The organism is Trichocoleus sp. FACHB-6 (assembly GCF_014695815.1).
GTDB classification, from domain to species: domain Bacteria; phylum Cyanobacteriota; class Cyanobacteriia; order Cyanobacteriales; family FACHB-T130; genus Funiculus; species Funiculus sociatus.
The window spans coordinates 1-17796 of record NZ_JACJOY010000023.1 but is presented as its reverse complement, the minus strand read 5'-3'; the positions used below and the strand labels follow the sequence as shown (position 1 = coordinate 17796).

Annotated in this window: 17 protein-coding genes and 1 CRISPR repeat array (1 of these 18 only partly in view); of the genes, 4 read left to right on the top strand and 13 right to left on the bottom strand. The window is 43.6% G+C overall.

Annotation, left to right across the window (positions count from 1 at the left end; all coding sequences use genetic code 11):
* Window positions 1-714: a CRISPR direct-repeat array (repeat unit 37 nt; unit sequence GTTTCAATCCCTGATAGGGATTATAGAGTTTTCCGAC) (it extends 747 nt beyond the left edge of the window).
* 259 nt (window positions 715-973) lie between these two features.
* From cas2 to cas6, 4 genes are all read right to left on the bottom strand, one after another.
* The gene (gene cas2, locus H6F66_RS04235; protein WP_190418536.1) at window positions 974-1246 is read right to left on the bottom strand and encodes a CRISPR-associated endonuclease Cas2; all 273 of its coding nucleotides are present in this window, start codon (window positions 1244-1246) and stop codon (window positions 974-976) included.
* Between the two features lie 206 nt (window positions 1247-1452).
* Window positions 1453-2457 carry a type I-D CRISPR-associated endonuclease Cas1d gene (cas1d, locus tag H6F66_RS04230; RefSeq protein WP_190418534.1) on the bottom strand — a complete coding sequence of 335 codons (1005 nt, stop codon included), beginning with the start codon at window positions 2455-2457 and terminating at the stop codon, window positions 1453-1455.
* A 14-nt stretch (window positions 2458-2471) separates the two neighbouring features.
* A complete protein-coding gene (gene cas4 / locus H6F66_RS04225) occupies window positions 2472-3065 on the bottom strand; it encodes a CRISPR-associated protein Cas4 (RefSeq protein ID WP_190418533.1) in 594 nt (197 codons plus the stop codon).
* A 13-nt stretch (window positions 3066-3078) separates the two neighbouring features.
* Window positions 3079-3903, bottom strand: a complete 825-nt coding sequence (gene cas6 / locus H6F66_RS04220; protein ID WP_190418532.1) for a CRISPR-associated endoribonuclease Cas6 — start codon at window positions 3901-3903, stop codon at window positions 3079-3081.
* Between the two features lie 45 nt (window positions 3904-3948).
* Between cas6 and H6F66_RS04215 the strand changes: the two genes are divergently transcribed.
* Window positions 3949-4353 carry a hypothetical protein gene (locus tag H6F66_RS04215; RefSeq protein ID WP_190418531.1) on the top strand — a complete coding sequence of 135 codons (405 nt, stop codon included), beginning with the start codon at window positions 3949-3951 and terminating at the stop codon, window positions 4351-4353.
* On the opposite strand, the gene cas5d is transcribed toward H6F66_RS04215, so the two are convergent.
* The 7 genes from cas5d to cas3 form a co-directional block, all read right to left on the bottom strand.
* Window positions 4354-5073, bottom strand: coding sequence for a type I-D CRISPR-associated protein Cas5/Csc1 (gene cas5d / locus H6F66_RS04210; protein ID WP_190418530.1), 720 nt, complete (start codon window positions 5071-5073; stop codon window positions 4354-4356).
* Between the two features lie 5 nt (window positions 5074-5078).
* Complete coding sequence (gene cas7d, locus H6F66_RS04205; protein ID WP_190418529.1) at window positions 5079-6119, bottom strand: type I-D CRISPR-associated protein Cas7/Csc2; 1041 nt, start codon at window positions 6117-6119, stop codon at window positions 5079-5081.
* 188 nt (window positions 6120-6307) lie between these two features.
* Window positions 6308-9667: a type I-D CRISPR-associated protein Cas10d/Csc3 gene (cas10d, locus tag H6F66_RS04200; protein ID WP_190418598.1), complete on the bottom strand. Its 3360-nt coding sequence runs from the start codon at window positions 9665-9667 to the stop codon at window positions 6308-6310.
* A 100-nt stretch (window positions 9668-9767) separates the two neighbouring features.
* A complete protein-coding gene (locus H6F66_RS04195; RefSeq protein WP_190418527.1) occupies window positions 9768-10211 on the bottom strand; it encodes a DUF86 domain-containing protein in 444 nt (147 codons plus the stop codon).
* Complete coding sequence (locus H6F66_RS04190; RefSeq protein WP_190418525.1) at window positions 10208-10654, bottom strand: nucleotidyltransferase domain-containing protein; 447 nt, start codon at window positions 10652-10654, stop codon at window positions 10208-10210. Before H6F66_RS04190 ends, H6F66_RS04195 begins: the two co-directional genes overlap by 4 nt.
* A 73-nt stretch (window positions 10655-10727) precedes the next feature.
* Entirely contained in the window at window positions 10728-11066 is a 339-nt protein-coding gene (locus H6F66_RS04185; RefSeq protein WP_190418523.1) for a hypothetical protein, read from the bottom strand.
* 275 nt (window positions 11067-11341) lie between these two features.
* Window positions 11342-13531, bottom strand: coding sequence for a type I-D CRISPR-associated helicase Cas3' (gene cas3, locus H6F66_RS04180; RefSeq protein WP_190418521.1), 2190 nt, complete (start codon window positions 13529-13531; stop codon window positions 11342-11344).
* A 96-nt stretch (window positions 13532-13627) separates the two neighbouring features.
* Here cas3 and H6F66_RS04175 point away from each other — a divergent pair, with 96 nt between their 5' ends.
* Window positions 13628-14488 (top strand): WYL domain-containing protein, encoded by an 861-nt coding sequence (locus H6F66_RS04175; RefSeq protein WP_190418518.1) that lies wholly within the window; start codon window positions 13628-13630, stop codon window positions 14486-14488.
* A 3-nt stretch (window positions 14489-14491) separates the two neighbouring features.
* On the opposite strand, the gene H6F66_RS04170 is transcribed toward H6F66_RS04175, so the two are convergent.
* Window positions 14492-15229 (bottom strand): hypothetical protein, encoded by a 738-nt coding sequence (locus H6F66_RS04170; RefSeq protein WP_190418516.1) that lies wholly within the window; start codon window positions 15227-15229, stop codon window positions 14492-14494.
* Entirely contained in the window at window positions 15204-16433 is a 1230-nt protein-coding gene (locus tag H6F66_RS04165) for a sulfite exporter TauE/SafE family protein (protein ID WP_190418514.1), read from the bottom strand. Before H6F66_RS04165 ends, H6F66_RS04170 begins: the two co-directional genes overlap by 26 nt.
* On the opposite strand from H6F66_RS04165, the gene H6F66_RS28735 reads away from it, so the two are divergent.
* Together H6F66_RS28735 and H6F66_RS04160 are read left to right on the top strand one after the other, a co-directional pair.
* Window positions 16411-16542 carry a hypothetical protein gene (locus tag H6F66_RS28735; protein WP_277873895.1) on the top strand — a complete coding sequence of 44 codons (132 nt, stop codon included), beginning with the start codon at window positions 16411-16413 and terminating at the stop codon, window positions 16540-16542. The genes H6F66_RS04165 and H6F66_RS28735 overlap by 23 nt on opposite strands.
* A 29-nt stretch (window positions 16543-16571) precedes the next feature.
* Window positions 16572-17615, top strand: a complete 1044-nt coding sequence (locus H6F66_RS04160) for a M28 family peptidase (RefSeq protein WP_190418512.1) — start codon at window positions 16572-16574, stop codon at window positions 17613-17615.
* Window positions 17616-17796 lie beyond the last annotated feature (181 nt).

Sequence of the window (17796 nt, the reverse complement as noted above, 5' to 3'; positions counted from 1 at the left end):
CTTGCAGCATAGCAACCATGCGGATGTGTTCTTTGTTTCAATCCCTGATAGGGATTATAGAGTTTTCCGACTGCTGGCGGGCGCTATCGGCGGCTTGCTGCTGGGTTTCAATCCCTGATAGGGATTATAGAGTTTTCCGACGGCTTGAGTTAAGCCTGCCAATACACCATACTGGCGTTTCAATCCCTGATAGGGATTATAGAGTTTTCCGACAAAATTTGGCATCAAATATCGATATGACTTTCTGGTTTCAATCCCTGATAGGGATTATAGAGTTTTCCGACGTGGACAGGGTCGGAAGCCTGGCAGTGGGCCAAAGTTTCAATCCCTGATAGGGATTATAGAGTTTTCCGACATTATCGGCAACATTAATTTTTGCGTTTTGCATACGTTTCAATCCCTGATAGGGATTATAGAGTTTTCCGACCCAATTGATTTGATTGACCCAGAATTACTGGAGGCGTTTCAATCCCTGATAGGGATTATAGAGTTTTCCGACTATTGCATCTATCTCTTCTTGGGTGCGAAGCTCTGCGTTTCAATCCCTGATAGGGATTATAGAGTTTTCCGACCTGTAGGTGGACTTGGTTCATTTGAAATGGCGTAGTTTCAATCCCTGATAGGGATTATAGAGTTTTCCGACGAGTAAGCGGTCATCTTTAGAAGGGGATTTCATCGTTTCAATCCCTGATAGGGATTATAGAGTTTTCCGACCGCCGGGGTATGAAAGCCTTGATATATGTAGTTTTCAAGGTTGGTTTGCGTAAATCTAGAGTCAATGTACCATTTCAGAGATCGGCTTGTCAAACGCTGAATTTTCAAAATTTCCTCAAAACCGCTTCTAGTAACGGTTACAGGGCTTGCTTGCGTCAACCTCTGATAGGGAGCGATCGCATTCAAATCTAGACGAGATAAACGTTTGAGCCAAAAAAATCGAACCCCTCAAAAAAACACCTACTGGTTGACGCAAGCATCAAGCAAAAAACACAGTAGTATCCATTGGAATTTCGCCACCGATGCGCTCAATCTTCGGCTGACAGCAACCACAGAGGAAATAAAAGCGAATGCTGTCTTGCTCTGGCTTAATCATCTTCGCCAGACGCGATCGCAATTTAGCATACTGCGTAGTAGTCAAGTCGCACTCAAACACAGAATACTGCATCCACTGTCCATAAGACTTGAGAATCTTATGAATCTTAGTGCGCCGACTGTCCTCAGATATATCGTAAGAAATTACAACAAACATATTGATTTTGTAATTTTCAACTTTGAATTTACTTTTGTAGAGACACGATTTCTCGCATCTTGTACGCAAATACACCACAGGAATTATATTCGCGGACTCATTAGGAGCATCCTCTACATTGCCAATATACGCCCACAACCTGAAGCTTGTGGCTATGCAAAAGAAGGCTTCGTTTGCATAGCCGCGAGTTTACTCGTTAGACGTTTTTACTTCAAAATCAACGGGGTATATTTGTCAACCTCTCCCATGAGATACTTTGCTAATAGACGAGCTTGAATTTCCATTGATTCTTGATAGGTACATTGCTTTTGCATTACCGGATGCGTAAACTTCTTTTGCTTCTTTTCTTGATACAAACGCAGAAAAGTGTGTAATCCCTCCTTAGTTAAAGAAACGGCGTTACTAACAGGTTCCGTCACAAAATCTGAAATTTTTAGTATCCGGAGATTGATTGCACCCAAAACCACAGAATCTACAATCAAAGGTCGAAACTCTTCCATTAAATCCAGAGCTAAAGATGGCCGTCCATAACGCTCTGTATGCAAGTATCCCAAATAAGGGTCAAAGCCAACAATATTTAAAGCGCCTTGGATATCGTGACGTAACAAAGAGTAACCCAAACTCAAAAGCGAATTTACCGGATCTGTGGGGGGACGACGATTACGGGTTTCAAAGCTAAAATCGTCAATGCGAATCAATCCATCAAAACACCCAAAATAAGCAGCACTACCAGCACCTTCATGACCTCTGATAGAATCAATTGAAGTAGCTTTATCAACGGATGCGATCGCATTCCTTAATTGAGCGATATTAGCACCCAAATCTAGTTCCGAATATCGCCGCTGTGCTTCTAATAAAGCAGTGCGGTAATTTTTAAGTTTACCTCTGACAAAACCTTGAGCTACGTGAATTGCTTTTGGCGATTCTCCATCAGATTTCCACTGTGCAGAACGAACGAAGATATTTTTACTCATTTCTGACTCCAATCTGGCAAGATATTTACCATTGATAGTTAAAAAAGTTAGAGGGATTTTGCGTTCGATAAGTTGCGCGATCGCATCAGGAGAGACAGTTGCTCGTCCCATGACCACCAAGCCATCAACTTTAATCAATGGCACGTCTAAAATAGTATTTTTCTCAACTTTAACTTTCAGACGTTCATCGATTTTACCGATAAAAGAATCATCCTGCGTAACGTAAACTGTCCCCATTATTTTCTCCAAAATTAACTAGCTTCTTGATAGCGCCCCACTTTGTCAGCCGCTTTCGGTAAACATTGCGAATAAAGACTGCATCCTTTGCAACGTTTGCTGTACAAAGGTTTTGGCATTATTCCAGTTTGTAGCAAGGTTTGTACAGATTCGATGGTAGCGATCGCGCTTTGTTTTAACTCTGGCGTAATTTCTACTAGCTGACGTTGATGAGATTGGGCATAATAAACATAGCCACAACTCACTTTTTTCCCCGTCATCTCTTCCAGACACAAAGCTTGGGCTACAACTTGCAATTCATCGTTGTCCCACTCACCTTTTTTTCCCCGCTTGTATTCAACCGGATACAATTCTCCTGAATCTAATTCAACCAAGTCAGATTTACCAATCAACTTGTATTCCTCAGACTTCAACCAAATTGCTCGGACTTGCCAAGTATCTTCGCGATTTCCTACTGAAAAACTATGAACGCGGTCGTGCAAGCTAGTACCTTCGATTGTGTATTGGTTATCAACAAACTCCACCGCACAAAACATTCGCCAACAACGATGAGGACAATAGCTATACTGGTTAAGCGAAGCAATGGGGATATATTCAGTATCTTTCATCTTCAGTTATTAGTTATTTAGGTAATCGTCGCATCATTCCCATACCCATCGGGGTCTTTCTTCCCACCCCACAATAAAGGGCAAAATCAGCCAAAACATTAAAATGTTTAATTGCCAAAGGAGTAACTTCTCCCATCAGTCGATAGCTAACTTCTCCCACAAGTCCGATAAACTTACTGCGAGAGTCAGCTAAAATTTCCGTATGAATATCAACAAAACTGGGAAAAACTGACTCAAGGAAAAGGTTGGAAATTTCGATTCCGCTGTATTTATTCCACCGGGACAAGAGACTATTAAATACACATTCTCTCGTAGGGAGCGTGGTGTCATATTGTCCTTGACGAAAAGCAGCAGGCGTAGAGAAAGAGAAAGAAAGAACGCGATCTCTTTCACTGGCTTTCTCGTATAATTGAGCATAGCTACTAGCATTCGCCCAAACTTGAGTAGATTGAGTAGTTCCCTGAATACTTGTAATCTGCAAATCAGTAGGGCCAAGATGCCAAGGATGATCAGGATTTAGATTTAGCCAAAGTTGAGTAAGTTTGCCAAATAAAGTATCATCAAGTAGCGAAACGCGCCACCAACAAGGCGTACCAGCAGGTATTGCAGTTTTGTGTTCCCATTGCAAAGTGTTATCCCGTCGTTGACGTCTGTGGGGTGTTTGCAGGGGACTGAGAGTGAAAGCTTTGTCTGCACTAGCTTGATGGAGATAATCTCCCAGTTCGTAATCCACAGAACTAACAAGCGTGAGAAATAGAGCGTGTAAGTGTCTTCCTGTTAAGTAATTTGGAGAAATCGGTGACAGAGGAACTAAATTAAGAACTAAACTGTGGGGCATATACTTTAGGTAAACTAAGGAAAGTGTGGCTTAGGAGTTTCAGTCATGCAGATTGATAATTATGAAGAAGCGATCGCGTTAACCAAGAAGCTAGAGGAAAGCTTACCGATTATTGTTCGCCCCAGGAAACCTTTACTAAAAACAATCAGAGAACGAGGAGAAACGGTTACACCCGATCAGAAATTTACGGTTGAGTTGGTTAATTATTCCGGCGATATGGGAGGGATTATGTGCGCGTTAGCAGACGAAGCTGAGAAAAAGGAACGCTATGTAGTCTCGATTACTCATCTCAAAATTGACCCCAATCATCCTCTAAAAGACGAAGTAGAAGCCTATCAGCGCAGGCGCAACCAAATGCTAATGATTCAGGAAAAGAAAGGTATAGCCGCCGAATTATTAGCGGCTAAATTTACAGGAAAGAAAAAGCGGATTCAAGGTTTTGGGAAGTAATTAACTACTAAATCGATATTCCATCCGCGCTGGAATTTTGATGTCACCAAATTGGTAGTATTCTCCTTGTATTTGTACATTTTGAATTAAGCTAACTGGAGGCATATTTACCACGTCATAGCTAATTACTTGATGGGTAAACATCACGTCCAAAGGATTGAGAGGGTAAGCAACAGTGAATTCCCCAGTTTTCAATTTAATATCTGTAAATTCCTGAACACTTACCTCAGCCTTACTCATCCACTTACCCAAGCGAATCCACTTAGGTATTTTCCATTTTCCGTCCTGACGCTTGAGAGAACTACTAGAGATAATGAAAAACTCAAATTGACTTTCCGGCGCAATTTCTTTTGCTCTCCCAAAACTAGGGATATTCTTCTGAGTTTTTTCCATCTCTACATGGTAGTTGTTGTTAGCATACTTCCATGTATTGAGAGTAGAGGAGTGAGATAGCGATCGCGCTGGCGTTACATAAATTCCCTGTAGATTCAGCGGTGTTAAATGCTCCTCATATTTCGGAACTTGTTCCGAACAAAAGTAACGATAGGAATGTTCTTCAGAAACGGTGGTGGAGTAGGCTTCACTATCCACCAACCCCAGCGCATAACAAAGCGCATAATTATGAATTACAGGCTCTGTTTCATAGAGTCTTCCTATCTCACGAGTCGCATAATACATACTATCGTGCAACTCTAATTGACAGCGGTAAATAATCGCCATTACTATTACCCCGCTTTACCAGATTTACCTACTTTTGCTTTATCACCTTCAGGCTTCTGTTTAATATGCTTTTTGGCATAGGCCTTAGCCTCCGCATCAGCTTTCTGCAAAACCTCCTTAATGCCTGCTTCATCCCCAGTGAATGTTTTCACCTCATTTAAAAGAGCAGTAAACTCAGTCCCAATGAAATCAGTATGCACAATAAATTCCTCAGACATTAAGGTTTCAATTGCACTTGTAGCAGCAGCAATCACATCATCTTCATTCAATGGATCGCGGGAGTTAATTTTATTATCGGCTTGCAGTTTATCGTAAATTGCTTGAGTCCACAGCAAGTTACTGATTATTTCGCCATCCGCAAATACCACACCGATTAATTGATTGCGAACTCTACCTGTCCGGGTAGTTTGAGCGCCATAGTGTCGGGTTCTGAGAATGTTGTTGAGAACATACAAGAAACCAGCTTCAGTTGGATCTTTTAGAGTCACAATGCTAGGAAAGAAAACCTGAGGTTTAATGTGGTCTTGTTGATTAATTCGGCTAGTCACTTCACCGGGTTTAGAACCAGCTTCGCCCTTAGAAGCCATCGTACCGTTCTCAAAAGGAGCATTTAGGGTAAAAGTTTCGTGAGATTCATCAAAAGCGGTTATTGAAAATGCTGTATCAACTACTACTTTTGACTTTTCAGAACCAGAGTCACCGATTGCAAATCCGTAAATAATACAATCAGGATTATCCATCGCAAACTTAACGTTATATTCGCAATCCTCAGCCGTCATCAATCCATAGTTTCGCAATAACTCTCGTCCCACTAAACGTTCTGGGGTAGATTGCTTGCGCTTAAACATTGTGAGGCGACTGATGGGTGCTTGGTTTTCTGCTTTAATTCCTGCTCTCACCCGTGCCTTGTTTAACTCTCCATCTGTTTGAAATAGAGGGTAAGATTCCGTAACACGAACTGTGAGAAAATGGGCGTATTTCCCCATCGGTTTGTAGGGAATTTCAGTATGGAAGAATTTTGGGTCAACGGTTTTCAGAAAACGCATATTTTTTCTCCAGATAGGTTGAGAAATTCAATTACATCTTGGCTTTGATTGCTCATCCGCCAGGAAATAAATTTCCTGGCTAATAGCTGAAGTCCTCTAAAGAGGACTAAATTAAGGGTTTAGTCCATCCAGTCCATTTCAATGGACTTTCTCTATGAGCCAGGGAATTAATTCCCTGGCGGTAAACGCTATTCACGGATATCTTCTGTGTTTTCATCCTCTGTTACTTGTTCACCTCTAGCACGAATTTCTTTATCATCTTCTAGGCGATAGAGAAATTCGCAGGTATCTCGAATCAAGTTAATTTGTCTACCTGCAAGACGAGCGCGATCGCCTGCAAAAGATTTCTCAAAGACCTCCTCAACAAAGTATCGAGCAAAATCCAAAATTGCTTCTCGTTCTTCTTCCCGCTTTTTAAATATCCAGCGCCCCTCTGCTGTAGAAGCATGAACACGATCCATCAATTTAGAAACTTCAGCCGCCACCATATCAACCATCACTCCACCTTGAAAACTTAAATCAGCTTCAAGAATAGTTTTTGCAGCAATGTCAATAGGTTTTAATACCGCATTTGCCTTGGGATTATATCGCTTATTGGCTCTGTAAAATTTGCGATATAATTCCGTCAACTTTTTGGGATGATTTAAACTTGATTCTTCTCCCACAGTCAATTCCTCCAAATTAGGATTATATTTGGCGTAAGGGTCAAAGCAGGGATAAAAGTGATAGGCATAAAGCTTAACTTTCTCGATTCGTGCTGTTTCAACGCCCTGATTGCGAACCCAACGATTTAAGTAGCTAAATACATAGAGTGGACTGGTTTCAAAATCTTTTGCCAGTTCTGTAAAACGTCCCCAGTTGGAGTCATAACCAGATTTTCCTTGTCTAGCATTAACATCAAGGTGAATAGCATAGGCGGCTGTTAGCACATTAAGGGGTGCGGAATATTCCTTACCGTCTTCCGTCCAACCTTCAAGAATGTAATCAAGACGGAAGCGATCGCGTTTTATCAGTACCCGGAATGCTTGTGGCGCACTATCAAGAAAGACGCTTTCTTCAAACTCTGCACCATCATTAAATGGGGGAATGGGTGACTCTGAAACTACCGTCTTGACATCCAGAATCATCGGGAAAGCAAAAGCTAACCAGGTAGGCATTACCCAAGATTCCGTATCAGTGCCATCTCGACCAGGAGGTAGCGCCATGAAGTAAAATGTCAAAGGCTGGTCTTCTGGATAGGACAGTTTGAAGGTACGGTCTTTCCCCGGTTCGATATTTTCGTTAATCAGAAAAGAGTCAACACTTTGATAGCGATCGCGTTCTAAATTCGCTTGAAAATCCTTACTAATGAAGTGATTGCGGATGCTGGTATCAAAGCGAGTTTGAGCAATGCCACTGTATGCCTTTTGCAAAAACTTGTTTGTCTCTGGCGTGAAGTAATAAGTCGGATAAAAATAGAGATAGCGATACTTGCCATCCTCGAACTTCTTACCCACAGCTTGAGTTTGATTCATCAATATTTGCCTTAGCATCATTTCAATGCCAGCAATACTGGAAATATTACGTTTAGCATTAGAACCTCCCAACATTTGTTTATTGGTGTAAACCTGGGGAGTGAATAAAACTGCTGACTCCATCTGCTCAGTTACCGTATAAGGAGAATGAGAAATAGAGCAGATTAGCTGTCGTCCTCTTCCCGGTTTTTTAGCTAACTGATAACCTGATAACTCCTGTAAGAATACTTCAGCCGATGTTGTGACAGATGTCGCTTTTCCGGGTAGCATGACAACTCGTTTCACCCACAACCGTAAATCATCCCAACCATCCGGTAACTGGTACTGTGCAACGATGGGTTGAATGAGTTGAGAAATGTGAGCGATCGCTTCTTCACAAATCTGACGAACATCCTCTGGACTTAAACCAGGGTGAGACTCTAGATACTTTGCTGCTAAGTAGTACCATTCATAGGGAACGCCACCTGTGTTGCCCTTTAGTTTGTGTTCCTTCAAGCCTTCATTAATTCGCTGAATTTCGCGGATTGGAGGTAGGTACTGCGAGAGGTTCCAAAACTTAGCAATTTCCTCGACGATATCTAGATGAGGTAATTCTGCAAGTTTTTTGTTTTTCTTGCGCTCAAATTCAATTAGATTAACCCGTTCATTCCAAATTTTGCGACTGATTAAATCTCCAAATTCAGCAATTTGGTCAATCCGAATGTCGTCATCAAACTTGAAACTATAATTAGCCGACAAAACATTCTGCTGCTGAAATTTGATGAGATTATCACTGCGGCTTTTAGCAACAGAGCTTTTAGTGGGATTTAGAATCCTCAATGTGGCACTAAGGGCGACTTGCATTAAACCTGTATCATCAAAAAACAAGTTGTAATAGTCTGCATATTTCATTCCCTTGCCATCTCTGCTAAAACCTGTTTGTCGCAGGTGCAACTGACTTGCACAAAGTTGTTTAATCTTGTTAACAACCCGTTCGGGTAAATCTTCAACTTGCACAGAAGGTGCATCTCGTCGTGCTAAGTAAATGACACCTGTTGGGAGATATAGCAGTGGTTCATAATAGGTGAAATCCTCAGTATTAAGGCTAACATGAGCTTCCATCAAAGCGTTATTCACTACATTGGTGAGTACACCTCGGTTCTCAGATATGCTGTGGTAAGTAAATTTTAGTTGTCCATCACTCAGGCTATGAATTAACTCATTGAGCCTTGTGTTTTCCCCATCTTGAGGATGTTTAATGATGGAAGCTAGGGAATCAGCTAAACAGGTTAAATCTGAGAGAACACGAAGGGTGCGATCGTGTAATTTTGGATTTAGCCCGAACTCCGAGAAATTCCAGTTAGTATCCCAACGCCGTTGCGCGTTATAAGCAACACAGAGCAAATCATCTAGGTACTCTCGATAAGCTTCCGGATCATCAGGATTGATAAAGCGATCTAAACCTAGCTGACGAACTTTATCATCAATAATCTGACGATGCTGTTCTAGCGGTAACTTGCGACAATCAGCAGGAGCATCCGGGAATTTCTCAAAGTCATGCAAAATAAATCCAGCAATTACCATCCGCCGTTCTTGTTCTCGCACGACTCGCTGCACAGTGGTATTAAGTTTTTCTAACCGTTGCTCAATTAAATTAGCTGGAAATAGTCCATTGAGTAAATGGGTATTGAGTGATTGATCGCCTGCATTATCCCGTCGAACTCTATCTTTTCCTTCCGCTTCATTCTTGCGATCAAGTTCATCAAAAAACTTACCACCTTTTGCTGTAACGCCAATCGCAACTCGCAGCAGATTGGGTAATACATACTCTGCAAAGTCGCTCATTACGCGATCGCCAGGATTCTGAGACTGAATTGCCTCTCTCAGTAGCTTGAGAGTTAGTAGTTCCCGCGCTTGGGGTTCGATATTGCGATCGCTAGGTTCAAAGTCAACTTCTGAATCCTCATCGTGTAACCAATCATCATCGTCATACTCTTCGGTTAACCTCTCCCCCAACCCCTCTCCTGCAAGGAGAGGGGAGTCCGGCTCCCCCATTCCCTTGTAGGGAAGGGGGGCTGGGGGGGTTAGGTCTGATTCATCTTGATGATCAAATAGCGATAACTGTTTTTCTTCCTGCTCAGAGCCTTTACGTTTCTTAGGCATCTTTTTCCTCTAATAAATCTAGATAGACTGTAATTTGCTGTATATAAAGTGGATATTGAGCTAAAGCTTTTTGAATAGCTGTAAATACGATTCGGCTGTCTATTTCTTTGTACTGATGGACTAAAATGTTTCGCATTCCAGCAGCTTGCGCTAATTCTGCCGCTAATTCTGGTGTGATAATGCCCTGTCGTCCAGCTTCAAGAAATGGATTAATCGATGTTGCTGGACTAATGTTATGTAACTGTACTAAAAGATTTTTATTAATATCTGTCGCTGCTTCAGCCATTAGCTGCAAGAGTCTTTCCACAATAAGTTGCTGGCGAAAATCACTTAAGTATTCATCGAGGCTAACAGACCTAAACTCTTCTAAGGTGTTGCGATAGTTGACTAGCAATCTAAGCCTGACTAGAACCAGTTCAGAGTCTATGTCAGTCATACGCCCCACTCTTTCAATTCCATATCGATTAGCTGGCGTTGGTCTTGACGAAACTTTTTAAGCTCTGATTCACTCCTTAGTGCAGTTAGCCGAAAATACTCAAACCCTCCAGGGTCTTTCTCATAAAGAAGGACTCCATCACGAGCAACGAAGTGAGCAATTAACCAGGAACAGTTATTTAGTTCTACGACATCAATTTTGTCGCTGTTAATTTCAAAAAAATCACTAAGCAGTTGAGGCACTTCAAACCAAGCCCAAGCATTATCTTTTATGTAAGCTTTACGGACTTCTTCATCGTAGAGAGCAGCAAAATCCCAGTCACTCTCTGCATGAATTTTACCTGTGGCTCTGGAACCAAATAAAACTAACATTTTCAAATAAGGTCTTTTCTCAGCGAATTGTGGAGAAAGTAACCTGAGTTCTTCAATTGTGGGTATCTTCATTGCAGTCTAAATCTTAGTTAAGGTTGTAGTGAACGTAAAGCCTTTAATTGGTTTATGAATTGCACATGGATTCTTAATCTGGTGGACAATAAAAAGCTACTCGCTCCTCTAGAGCCTCTTTTTCACCAACCAGGTGTGTAAGGTGACGAACTTCCCTCACCGCAAAGTCGGCTGACTCCTGACACTCCTCAAGTTGAATCTGCTGACTCTGACTCTGAATTTGCTGATTGTGAAGCATTTGCATAATTTCTTCCTGGTTCTTCTCCAACTCACTGAGCCGACTATGGTGGTTAGATAGTCGTTCATTTTGGAGCGCATTCTGTTGTCGCTCTGCTTCAAGTGCATCAACTAAATGGCTCAGCTGGCTTAGCACACGTCGAATCAGGTACAGGTCAGGGTTTTGGCTGAACATTAACAGTTTTCCTTATGAATCATAATCACCTAGTCACGATATACTCGATATAATGTATTTTTATTATTGAGTATCTCGTAACCATATTAGTGTCATCATAACTGTTCGCCTCCCCCTCTGCTATACTCTTGTCAGGAGGGCAAGACCCCTTGCCATTATTCAACTGAGTATAAATCCCTATCAGGGATTGAAACACGAGCTACTCAATAGCGATCTGATGCCCTCCTGCTTGCATCTTGTGCAAGATAGCTGAATCCCTATCAGGGATTCAAACCCTAAGCAATCCATATTTCATCTCCTTTACTTTTGAACGAATAGGCAAGGGTATCCAGCAGTAAAGCTGACTGGCTGAAAGCAATAGAATAGGGTGCAGTTGTATCGTGAAAACTGTACCGATCGCTGATTGGGTAAATCGCAAAGTGCATGGGAAGGCGCAAACGCGATCGCACTTCTGCAACCGGACGCCGTAGCACATAACAAACTAACGCTTCCTTCCTCAACCGCTTATTAATTTCACCAATCCAATAATTCTCAGGTTGCCAAATCTCGATACCCGTCAACACCTGAACTTTCCAAGCATCAGCTTTCTCTTGCAAATCACCAGAATAGGTAAATCGCCAGTTCAGCCGTTCCTCTCGATATGTCCGTAACTTCAGGAATGCGAGACAGTCCTTGAAACGTCCCTTAGCAATAGGTTGTCCCATGCGTTCAGCCGTTTCTTTTAAGAGTCGCGTAAAATCTGCTTCTGTCATCACCTCAATTTCTAGATTGCTCAAAATCCCTGGTAAATCGTAAGTTTTAAACCTATCTGCTTCATTCGATTCAGTTAAATCATAGATGCCACACTGAAGAGGACTAAAGCCTCGAAAAGTAGCAGCATCTTCAGCAATCGGATTTCCCTTATCCTTACCTGAAAGTTGCTGCCATTCTCTTTTCCATGCCTCGCTACGACCAAAAACCTTTTTCAGGCTAGTATTAAACACTTCTTCGCAAGCTGCCTGAAATGCCTTCTGGCTACCTTCATACTGTTGCTTGATAGTCTTATGCCCTAGTTGTTGGCAAATCCTCAACGATTGTACATTACCCCAGCGAGAGTAATAACCTTCAAAATCATTAAGTCTGCGATAATTATCCCGAATTTGGTTGTGGAAGAAAGAACGATCATAGATACCAGTTTCTTCTAAAGGTGGAGAGTCGCCTTGAAACAAACGTTCTACTAAAAAGTTGGGTATCAATCCGTAAGCTGTAAAAGTTTCAAACTTAATATTTTCTCCATTCCGTTCATAGCCATCATGTCGTCCCAAGCGCCCTAACCGTTGAACAAAGCTACCTGCATCTGCTGATTCAAAGATTAGAAAGTTAATCTTGAAGTCAACCCCAACATCAATTGTGCTAGTACCGAGAACTAAGTCAGCTAAAAGCGATCGCTCTTTTTCCTCCTTCCCAGATAAACCCGTATTCTCTCCAACCACCAAACCATAAGGCTGCAACAGTTCCCGAAAGAACGATGTAAGACGCTTCACCGCAGCAATCGAGTTGAGAATGATTGCCCCTTTTGCCCCTTTGCTACCTGGATGCTGCTGAAAGTGAGCCAGAATGAGATTACTGTTATCTTTCAACCAAGTTTCAGAAGCCTTATTGCTAGATTCCAAAGAGATAAACTGAAGAGAAATTTCTCGTGATACTTGTCGCCATCCTTCTTCTTGTAACTGGTGACACTGAGCCTCTGTATTTGGAAACTGATATTTATTCTCCTCAATTGGGTTAATCTCATTACACCGAAAACCAGCTAATTGCAATCGCTCTATCAGTTGTTTATTTGGCGTTGCTGACAGGAAAAGAAATTTCTTGTCGCGATTGGTATTCTTGATTAACAGCATGGTATTAATCACACTAGCAATTTGCGGAGCCTGGAAAACATGAAATTCATCGAAGATGAATAAATTAAAATCCTTATCTATCCGGTTCCACAGCTTATCAGGACTATCATCACGAGTTAAATATTTACCTTGATGTAAGTAATGGAAAATATCAGGATTGCTTAAGAGAATTTCTGAATTGCCAGCGCGAGACTCAATCGCTGCGGCTTTCTTTAATCCCTGTTTTTCAGCATAAATCTCTAACTCTTGCCCACTGAGTCGAACCACACGCGGCTTAATATCAGGCTTAAATTTTTCAACATACTCCTGAATTTGCGTTTCCTGGTCACGAGCAAGTTCATTAGTTGGATACAGACCAATTGCACAAAAATATGTCAGTAATGTCTCTAAATAAGCTGCCAAACTTTTGCCATCACCCGTCATTGCCGTGTTAAAAATAACGTCAACATTTGGGTTGCGTAGTGCCTCCAAAGTTGCGACTTGATGCCAAGAAAGCGACCAACCCTCCGGTAGCTTTACGTCTTTTGGTATCTCTAACGCAGGACAAGAGTAAACAGGCTTGAGAGTAATTCTATAATCGGACATATACTGATTTTGTGTCCGTAACTTGTTGTTAGTTCTTATATTGGCATTCAAAATAGAGGTTGACAAGACATATCCGTATAAAAGTGTCCGTATATAATGAGTCGAAAAGGTCAGTCTATAACCCTGTCAATCTCTGATCGCGACAAAGCCGAGTTAGAAGCGATCGCTCTCGAACTCGGCATGATGTGGGGCGATCGCCCAAACATTTCTAAGCTGGTAGAAGCGATCGCCCGTCGCCAACTCCTCATCGGTCATAACAATGATTGGTCAGAAACGCGCATCAGAGCGCTAGAACAAGCGGTCAGTGCTTTGACCGACATGGGACAGATTGAACAAGCCCAAATTATTGCTAACTTGCTTCTCGAACGTAGCGAACTATCATTGCCTTTGCGACGAGACATAGAACGTTTCTTAGAGAATCTGCCTCCACCTTGGCGGTTGGAGATTGACCGCTATATCCGCCGGAACTCGCCGTTTCAAATGTCCTATGAAGATGCAGCTGGACGCTTATGGAACTTTACTGTCCGCTATGCTAAAGTTACCCCTCACGAAAAACGACAATATCTTGATTGCTGGTGTGAGGAGACGGAGGGAAACCTAGATATACCAAAACTGGCTCACAACTGGAGTCTACGTTTAGACCGCATCCAAGAAGCTGCGGTGATGCCTGTCGCGGGTAAGTGGCGGCTTGATTTGGATCGGGTAGATGTGGAAATGCACTTATCGGGTGGCTTGGCTTTTGCCTATAAAGCTAAACCTGAAGATATTGCTAATGACTGGTTAGCCGATAGACAGCGAGTGCGGCGAGTAGTTAGGAAAGTATCTAGTAGCTTCTGGTTTATCCGAGAAGTCATGCAGTATGCGCCAGACTGTGTGGTGGTGTCGCCGGAGTCCGTGCGCGAACAAGTGAAGCAGAAGCTGCGATCGCTCTTGGAACAGTACGATATGCAAATATAACTTTCACTTTAACCGCCGCCACACACCAATCGCGATCGCTACGACAAGCGTCAACAAAGCGATCGCTATTGGTGTATGCAGGTCAGCACTACTCCCGCCTTCTTTATCTGCCAAGCTATTCTGGGCAACTTGCTGCGTTGTCTGTTGACTAACTTTTGGCACCCCTGTCCCAGCTGCCACGGTGACGGTAAATTTTAGCTCAAACGGTTTAAAATCTGCCCCAGATGTTGGTGTTCCACTCAGTTGCAACTGATAAGCCCCAGGAGATGGGAAGACAACAGAAGCACCAGGAATCCCTTGATAACCTTCTGTTGAAATGGCTTTTAGTGGTGGTGAAAGTAACGGCGTTGTCTGTTGGGTGCGGGGTTGCGAGTATACGGACAATTTGCAATTACATTCTTGCAAAGGGATGACTTGACCGCCTTTGCGGGTAAGCGCCACCCAAGCTAGAGATGGTTCGCCAGCTTTGGGGTTGTCGTTGGGTTCGATGTGGAGAGTACCGCCCACATCCTCTGCTATCTGTACTTTATGGGCAGATGCGGGTGCGGTCAGCAAGGTTAGGAGTATTAGTAGTGTTTCCGCAATTGTTGGCAAGAACCTTTGATTCCGGCTGGGAATGCCTACTGTCAGGTGCCTCAATTCCTGGGTGTTAGCTATTTTAGGTGCCTTGCTTCCTCGTTCCCAGTCAGAGACTGGGAACGAGGAAGCGAGACTTTTATCGGGATTGGCTAGGGGGGACATATAATTTTTCTAGAGATAAAACTGACCAAATCCCACGGTAGCGCACCAGCAAAACCAAGAGCGTCACAACTCCCAGTAGCACTGTCAGTAGTTTGTTGCTCCAAATTTGTTCCATTCCGCCAAGGTAATGAGAACCAATTAGCACTGCATGAACTGCACACAGAAGAAAAGCTGGAAGGCTTAACAGATGAATTTGTCGCCAGCGTTTCCCCAAAAGCTGCTGCATCCGGTCAAAACTGGTGAGTGCAGCCGGAGTCATCAATACTAAAGCTACTGCTCCTGCACTCATTGCCAGTTGATGCGTCGGCAACATAAAAGGTATTGCCTGAAAATTCCAGTTCAGCGTATGCTCTAGCATATGTGCCGTATGAGCCAAAGCCAGCACGTATGCGCCTACTCCCAAGGCACGACGATAACGTAATGGGGCGCTAAAGAAGCGGCTGATGGGACGGGCAATCAGCGCTAAGATTAAACACAGCAATGCCGCGTGTCCAGTGTAATCTACCATTGTGTCGCCAGTCCGCAGCAACGCGATCGCTCCAATGGTAAGTGTCACCCAACCGCCCAACCGAAACAACTGACTGCGTTTATCAGCACTGACTCGGTTGGCAAAAACGCCGACACCGAGCATTATTGGTAGCGTTCCCAGTCCAAACGCCAACATAGTTGTCGCACCTTGAACAAGATTTCCGGTTTCAGCTGCCTTGATTTGGGCAGCATACAGGAAACCGCAGGGAATTAAACCCCAGACCAGTCCTAATAAAGCTGGTGTCAAAGAGTTAGATTTCAGCGACAGCTTCATCATCGCCCCACTGAGTCGATTGTGCAAGCCGCCTTCTTTGAGCGGGTGTAACACTGGCAGACGTGGCAGGAAATCTGGTTTTATTTGCACTAAGCCAAACCAAATCAGCATGATTCCGGTGAAAATAGCGATCGCTCTTCGCAAGTCACTCCCAATTCCCGCCAGCTGTCCCCCAGCAATTAGCATCGAACCCATACCGCCTAGCAACGCACCTGTCAAGGCATAACTTGCAATTCGTCCCAAGTTCAGCAAGATGTGAAAATAAAATTGTTGTCGCCAGTTTGCAGGAGTCTGTTGCTGATGTCCAAGGGAAAACGCCACGGTAAGAGGGCCACACATTCCCGCGCAGTGACCAAAACTCCCAAGGAATCCCAAAGCCATGATTAGCAACAAATCCAGCATTTTTAAATTATTAGTCCTTAGTCCGAACGGGCGGGACACCAGTGAATTCCCAATTCTCAGCAGTCAGTCTCCCTCAGTCGTTATTGTAGGACTGGAACGGGGACGGTGATAAAGGAATGGGAATTTAAGGTACAAAAAATGAGGAAATGGATATTTTCGGTGGTTTTGGCGCTGTTAGCGATCGCAGCAGTCTTAAGTAGCAGCAAATTTTTCCAGCCGCGTCCGGAGCCAGTAACTAAAAGCTCCGTGGAGAACATTAGCGAACCGCCGACTCGTTTCAACGTGGTGGTAGCATCTGAAGAACCAGTCAACGCTCCTGATGTAGACTCAAAGCGACTAATGGCGCACGTTCAGGCGTTGAACTATCAGCGGTATACACAACAAGAACGCGATCGCGCCAAAAATTACCTCACCCAATCCCTGCAAAAACTGGGATGGTCGCCAAATCTACAACAATTCGAGGGCGGCGTCAACATCCTTGCAACTCGCCAAGGCACCGATAAACAAGCCGGAACAATTATCGTAGCCGCCCACTACGACAGCGTTCCCGCCTCTCCTGGTGCCGATGACAATGCCAGCGGAGTTGCCGTAGTTCTGGAACTGGCGCGTCTTTTCGCCTCCCGTCCCACGCCCCGCACCTTGCAGCTAGTCTTCTTTGACCAGGAGGAGGCAGGACTCCGGGGAAGTATTGCCTTTACCACAAATAAAGCAAATTTGCAAAACCTGCACGGTGTCATCGTCATGGACATGGTAGGTTACGCTTGCTACACCGCAGGTTGTCAAAAATACCCCCCTGGATTACCTGTCACCCCTCCGACCGACAAAGGGGACTTTCTGGCGGTAGTTGGCGACATAGAACACTTGCCATTGTTAGATGTCTTTCAAAAACCGGGTAAGCCTGGTTTGCCAACCGTTGTGACGTTGCCAATTCCCCTGAAAGGAATGCTGACACCTGACGTTTTACGCAGCGATCATGCGCCATTCTGGTATCAGGGAGTAGGCGCGGTACTCGTCACTGATACGGCAAATCTGCGTACACCCCACTACCACCAGCCCAGCGATACCCCAGAAAATCTCGATCGCTCGTTTTTCCAAGGAGCCGCCCAGATTGTGATAAATACGACCACAGCGCTGCTGGAAAGCCGAGAACTTTTAAAGTCACCTCCATCAACCACTCCATAGTTAGTGAAAAAAGCAGCAATTGGCATTTCCTGATGCCGACTCTATTAAGGACTGTGCCTCTATAAGAACAGGAGTTACGCAGTTGGGCTGAAGATGGGGTAAAAGGAAGCAATGAATCCACCCAAATATACGGCTATTGAATACATTAACTTTCTGATGGCGACGCAAAAGGCATACAGCT

Excerpts from the sequence above, each read along its gene's own strand:
- H6F66_RS04175 (WP_190418518.1), top strand. The coding sequence starts at position 13,628 with ATGAGTCGAAAAGGTCAGTCTATAACCCTGTCAATCTCTGATCGCGAC.
- cas1d (WP_190418534.1), bottom strand. The coding sequence starts at position 2,457 with ATGGGGACAGTTTACGTTACGCAGGATGATTCTTTTATCGGTAAAATC.
- cas10d (WP_190418598.1), bottom strand. The coding sequence starts at position 9,667 with ATGGGGGAGCCGGACTCCCCTCTCCTTGCAGGAGAGGGGTTGGGGGAG.
- H6F66_RS04165 (WP_190418514.1), bottom strand. The coding sequence starts at position 16,433 with ATGCTGGATTTGTTGCTAATCATGGCTTTGGGATTCCTTGGGAGTTTT.
- cas3 (WP_190418521.1), bottom strand. The coding sequence starts at position 13,531 with ATGTCCGATTATAGAATTACTCTCAAGCCTGTTTACTCTTGTCCTGCG.
- H6F66_RS04190 (WP_190418525.1), bottom strand. The coding sequence starts at position 10,654 with ATGAAGATACCCACAATTGAAGAACTCAGGTTACTTTCTCCACAATTC.
- H6F66_RS28735 (WP_277873895.1), top strand. The coding sequence starts at position 16,411 with ATGATTAGCAACAAATCCAGCATTTTTAAATTATTAGTCCTTAGTCCG.
- cas5d (WP_190418530.1), bottom strand. The coding sequence starts at position 5,073 with ATGGCGATTATTTACCGCTGTCAATTAGAGTTGCACGATAGTATGTAT.
- H6F66_RS04185 (WP_190418523.1), bottom strand. The coding sequence starts at position 11,066 with ATGTTCAGCCAAAACCCTGACCTGTACCTGATTCGACGTGTGCTAAGC.
- cas2 (WP_190418536.1), bottom strand. The coding sequence starts at position 1,246 with ATGTTTGTTGTAATTTCTTACGATATATCTGAGGACAGTCGGCGCACT.
- H6F66_RS04215 (WP_190418531.1), top strand. The coding sequence starts at position 3,949 with ATGCAGATTGATAATTATGAAGAAGCGATCGCGTTAACCAAGAAGCTA.
- cas7d (WP_190418529.1), bottom strand. The coding sequence starts at position 6,119 with ATGCGTTTTCTGAAAACCGTTGACCCAAAATTCTTCCATACTGAAATT.
- H6F66_RS04170 (WP_190418516.1), bottom strand. The coding sequence starts at position 15,229 with ATGTCCCCCCTAGCCAATCCCGATAAAAGTCTCGCTTCCTCGTTCCCA.
- cas6 (WP_190418532.1), bottom strand. The coding sequence starts at position 3,903 with ATGCCCCACAGTTTAGTTCTTAATTTAGTTCCTCTGTCACCGATTTCT.
- H6F66_RS04160 (WP_190418512.1), top strand. The coding sequence starts at position 16,572 with ATGAGGAAATGGATATTTTCGGTGGTTTTGGCGCTGTTAGCGATCGCA.
- H6F66_RS04195 (WP_190418527.1), bottom strand. The coding sequence starts at position 10,211 with ATGACTGACATAGACTCTGAACTGGTTCTAGTCAGGCTTAGATTGCTA.
- cas4 (WP_190418533.1), bottom strand. The coding sequence starts at position 3,065 with ATGAAAGATACTGAATATATCCCCATTGCTTCGCTTAACCAGTATAGC.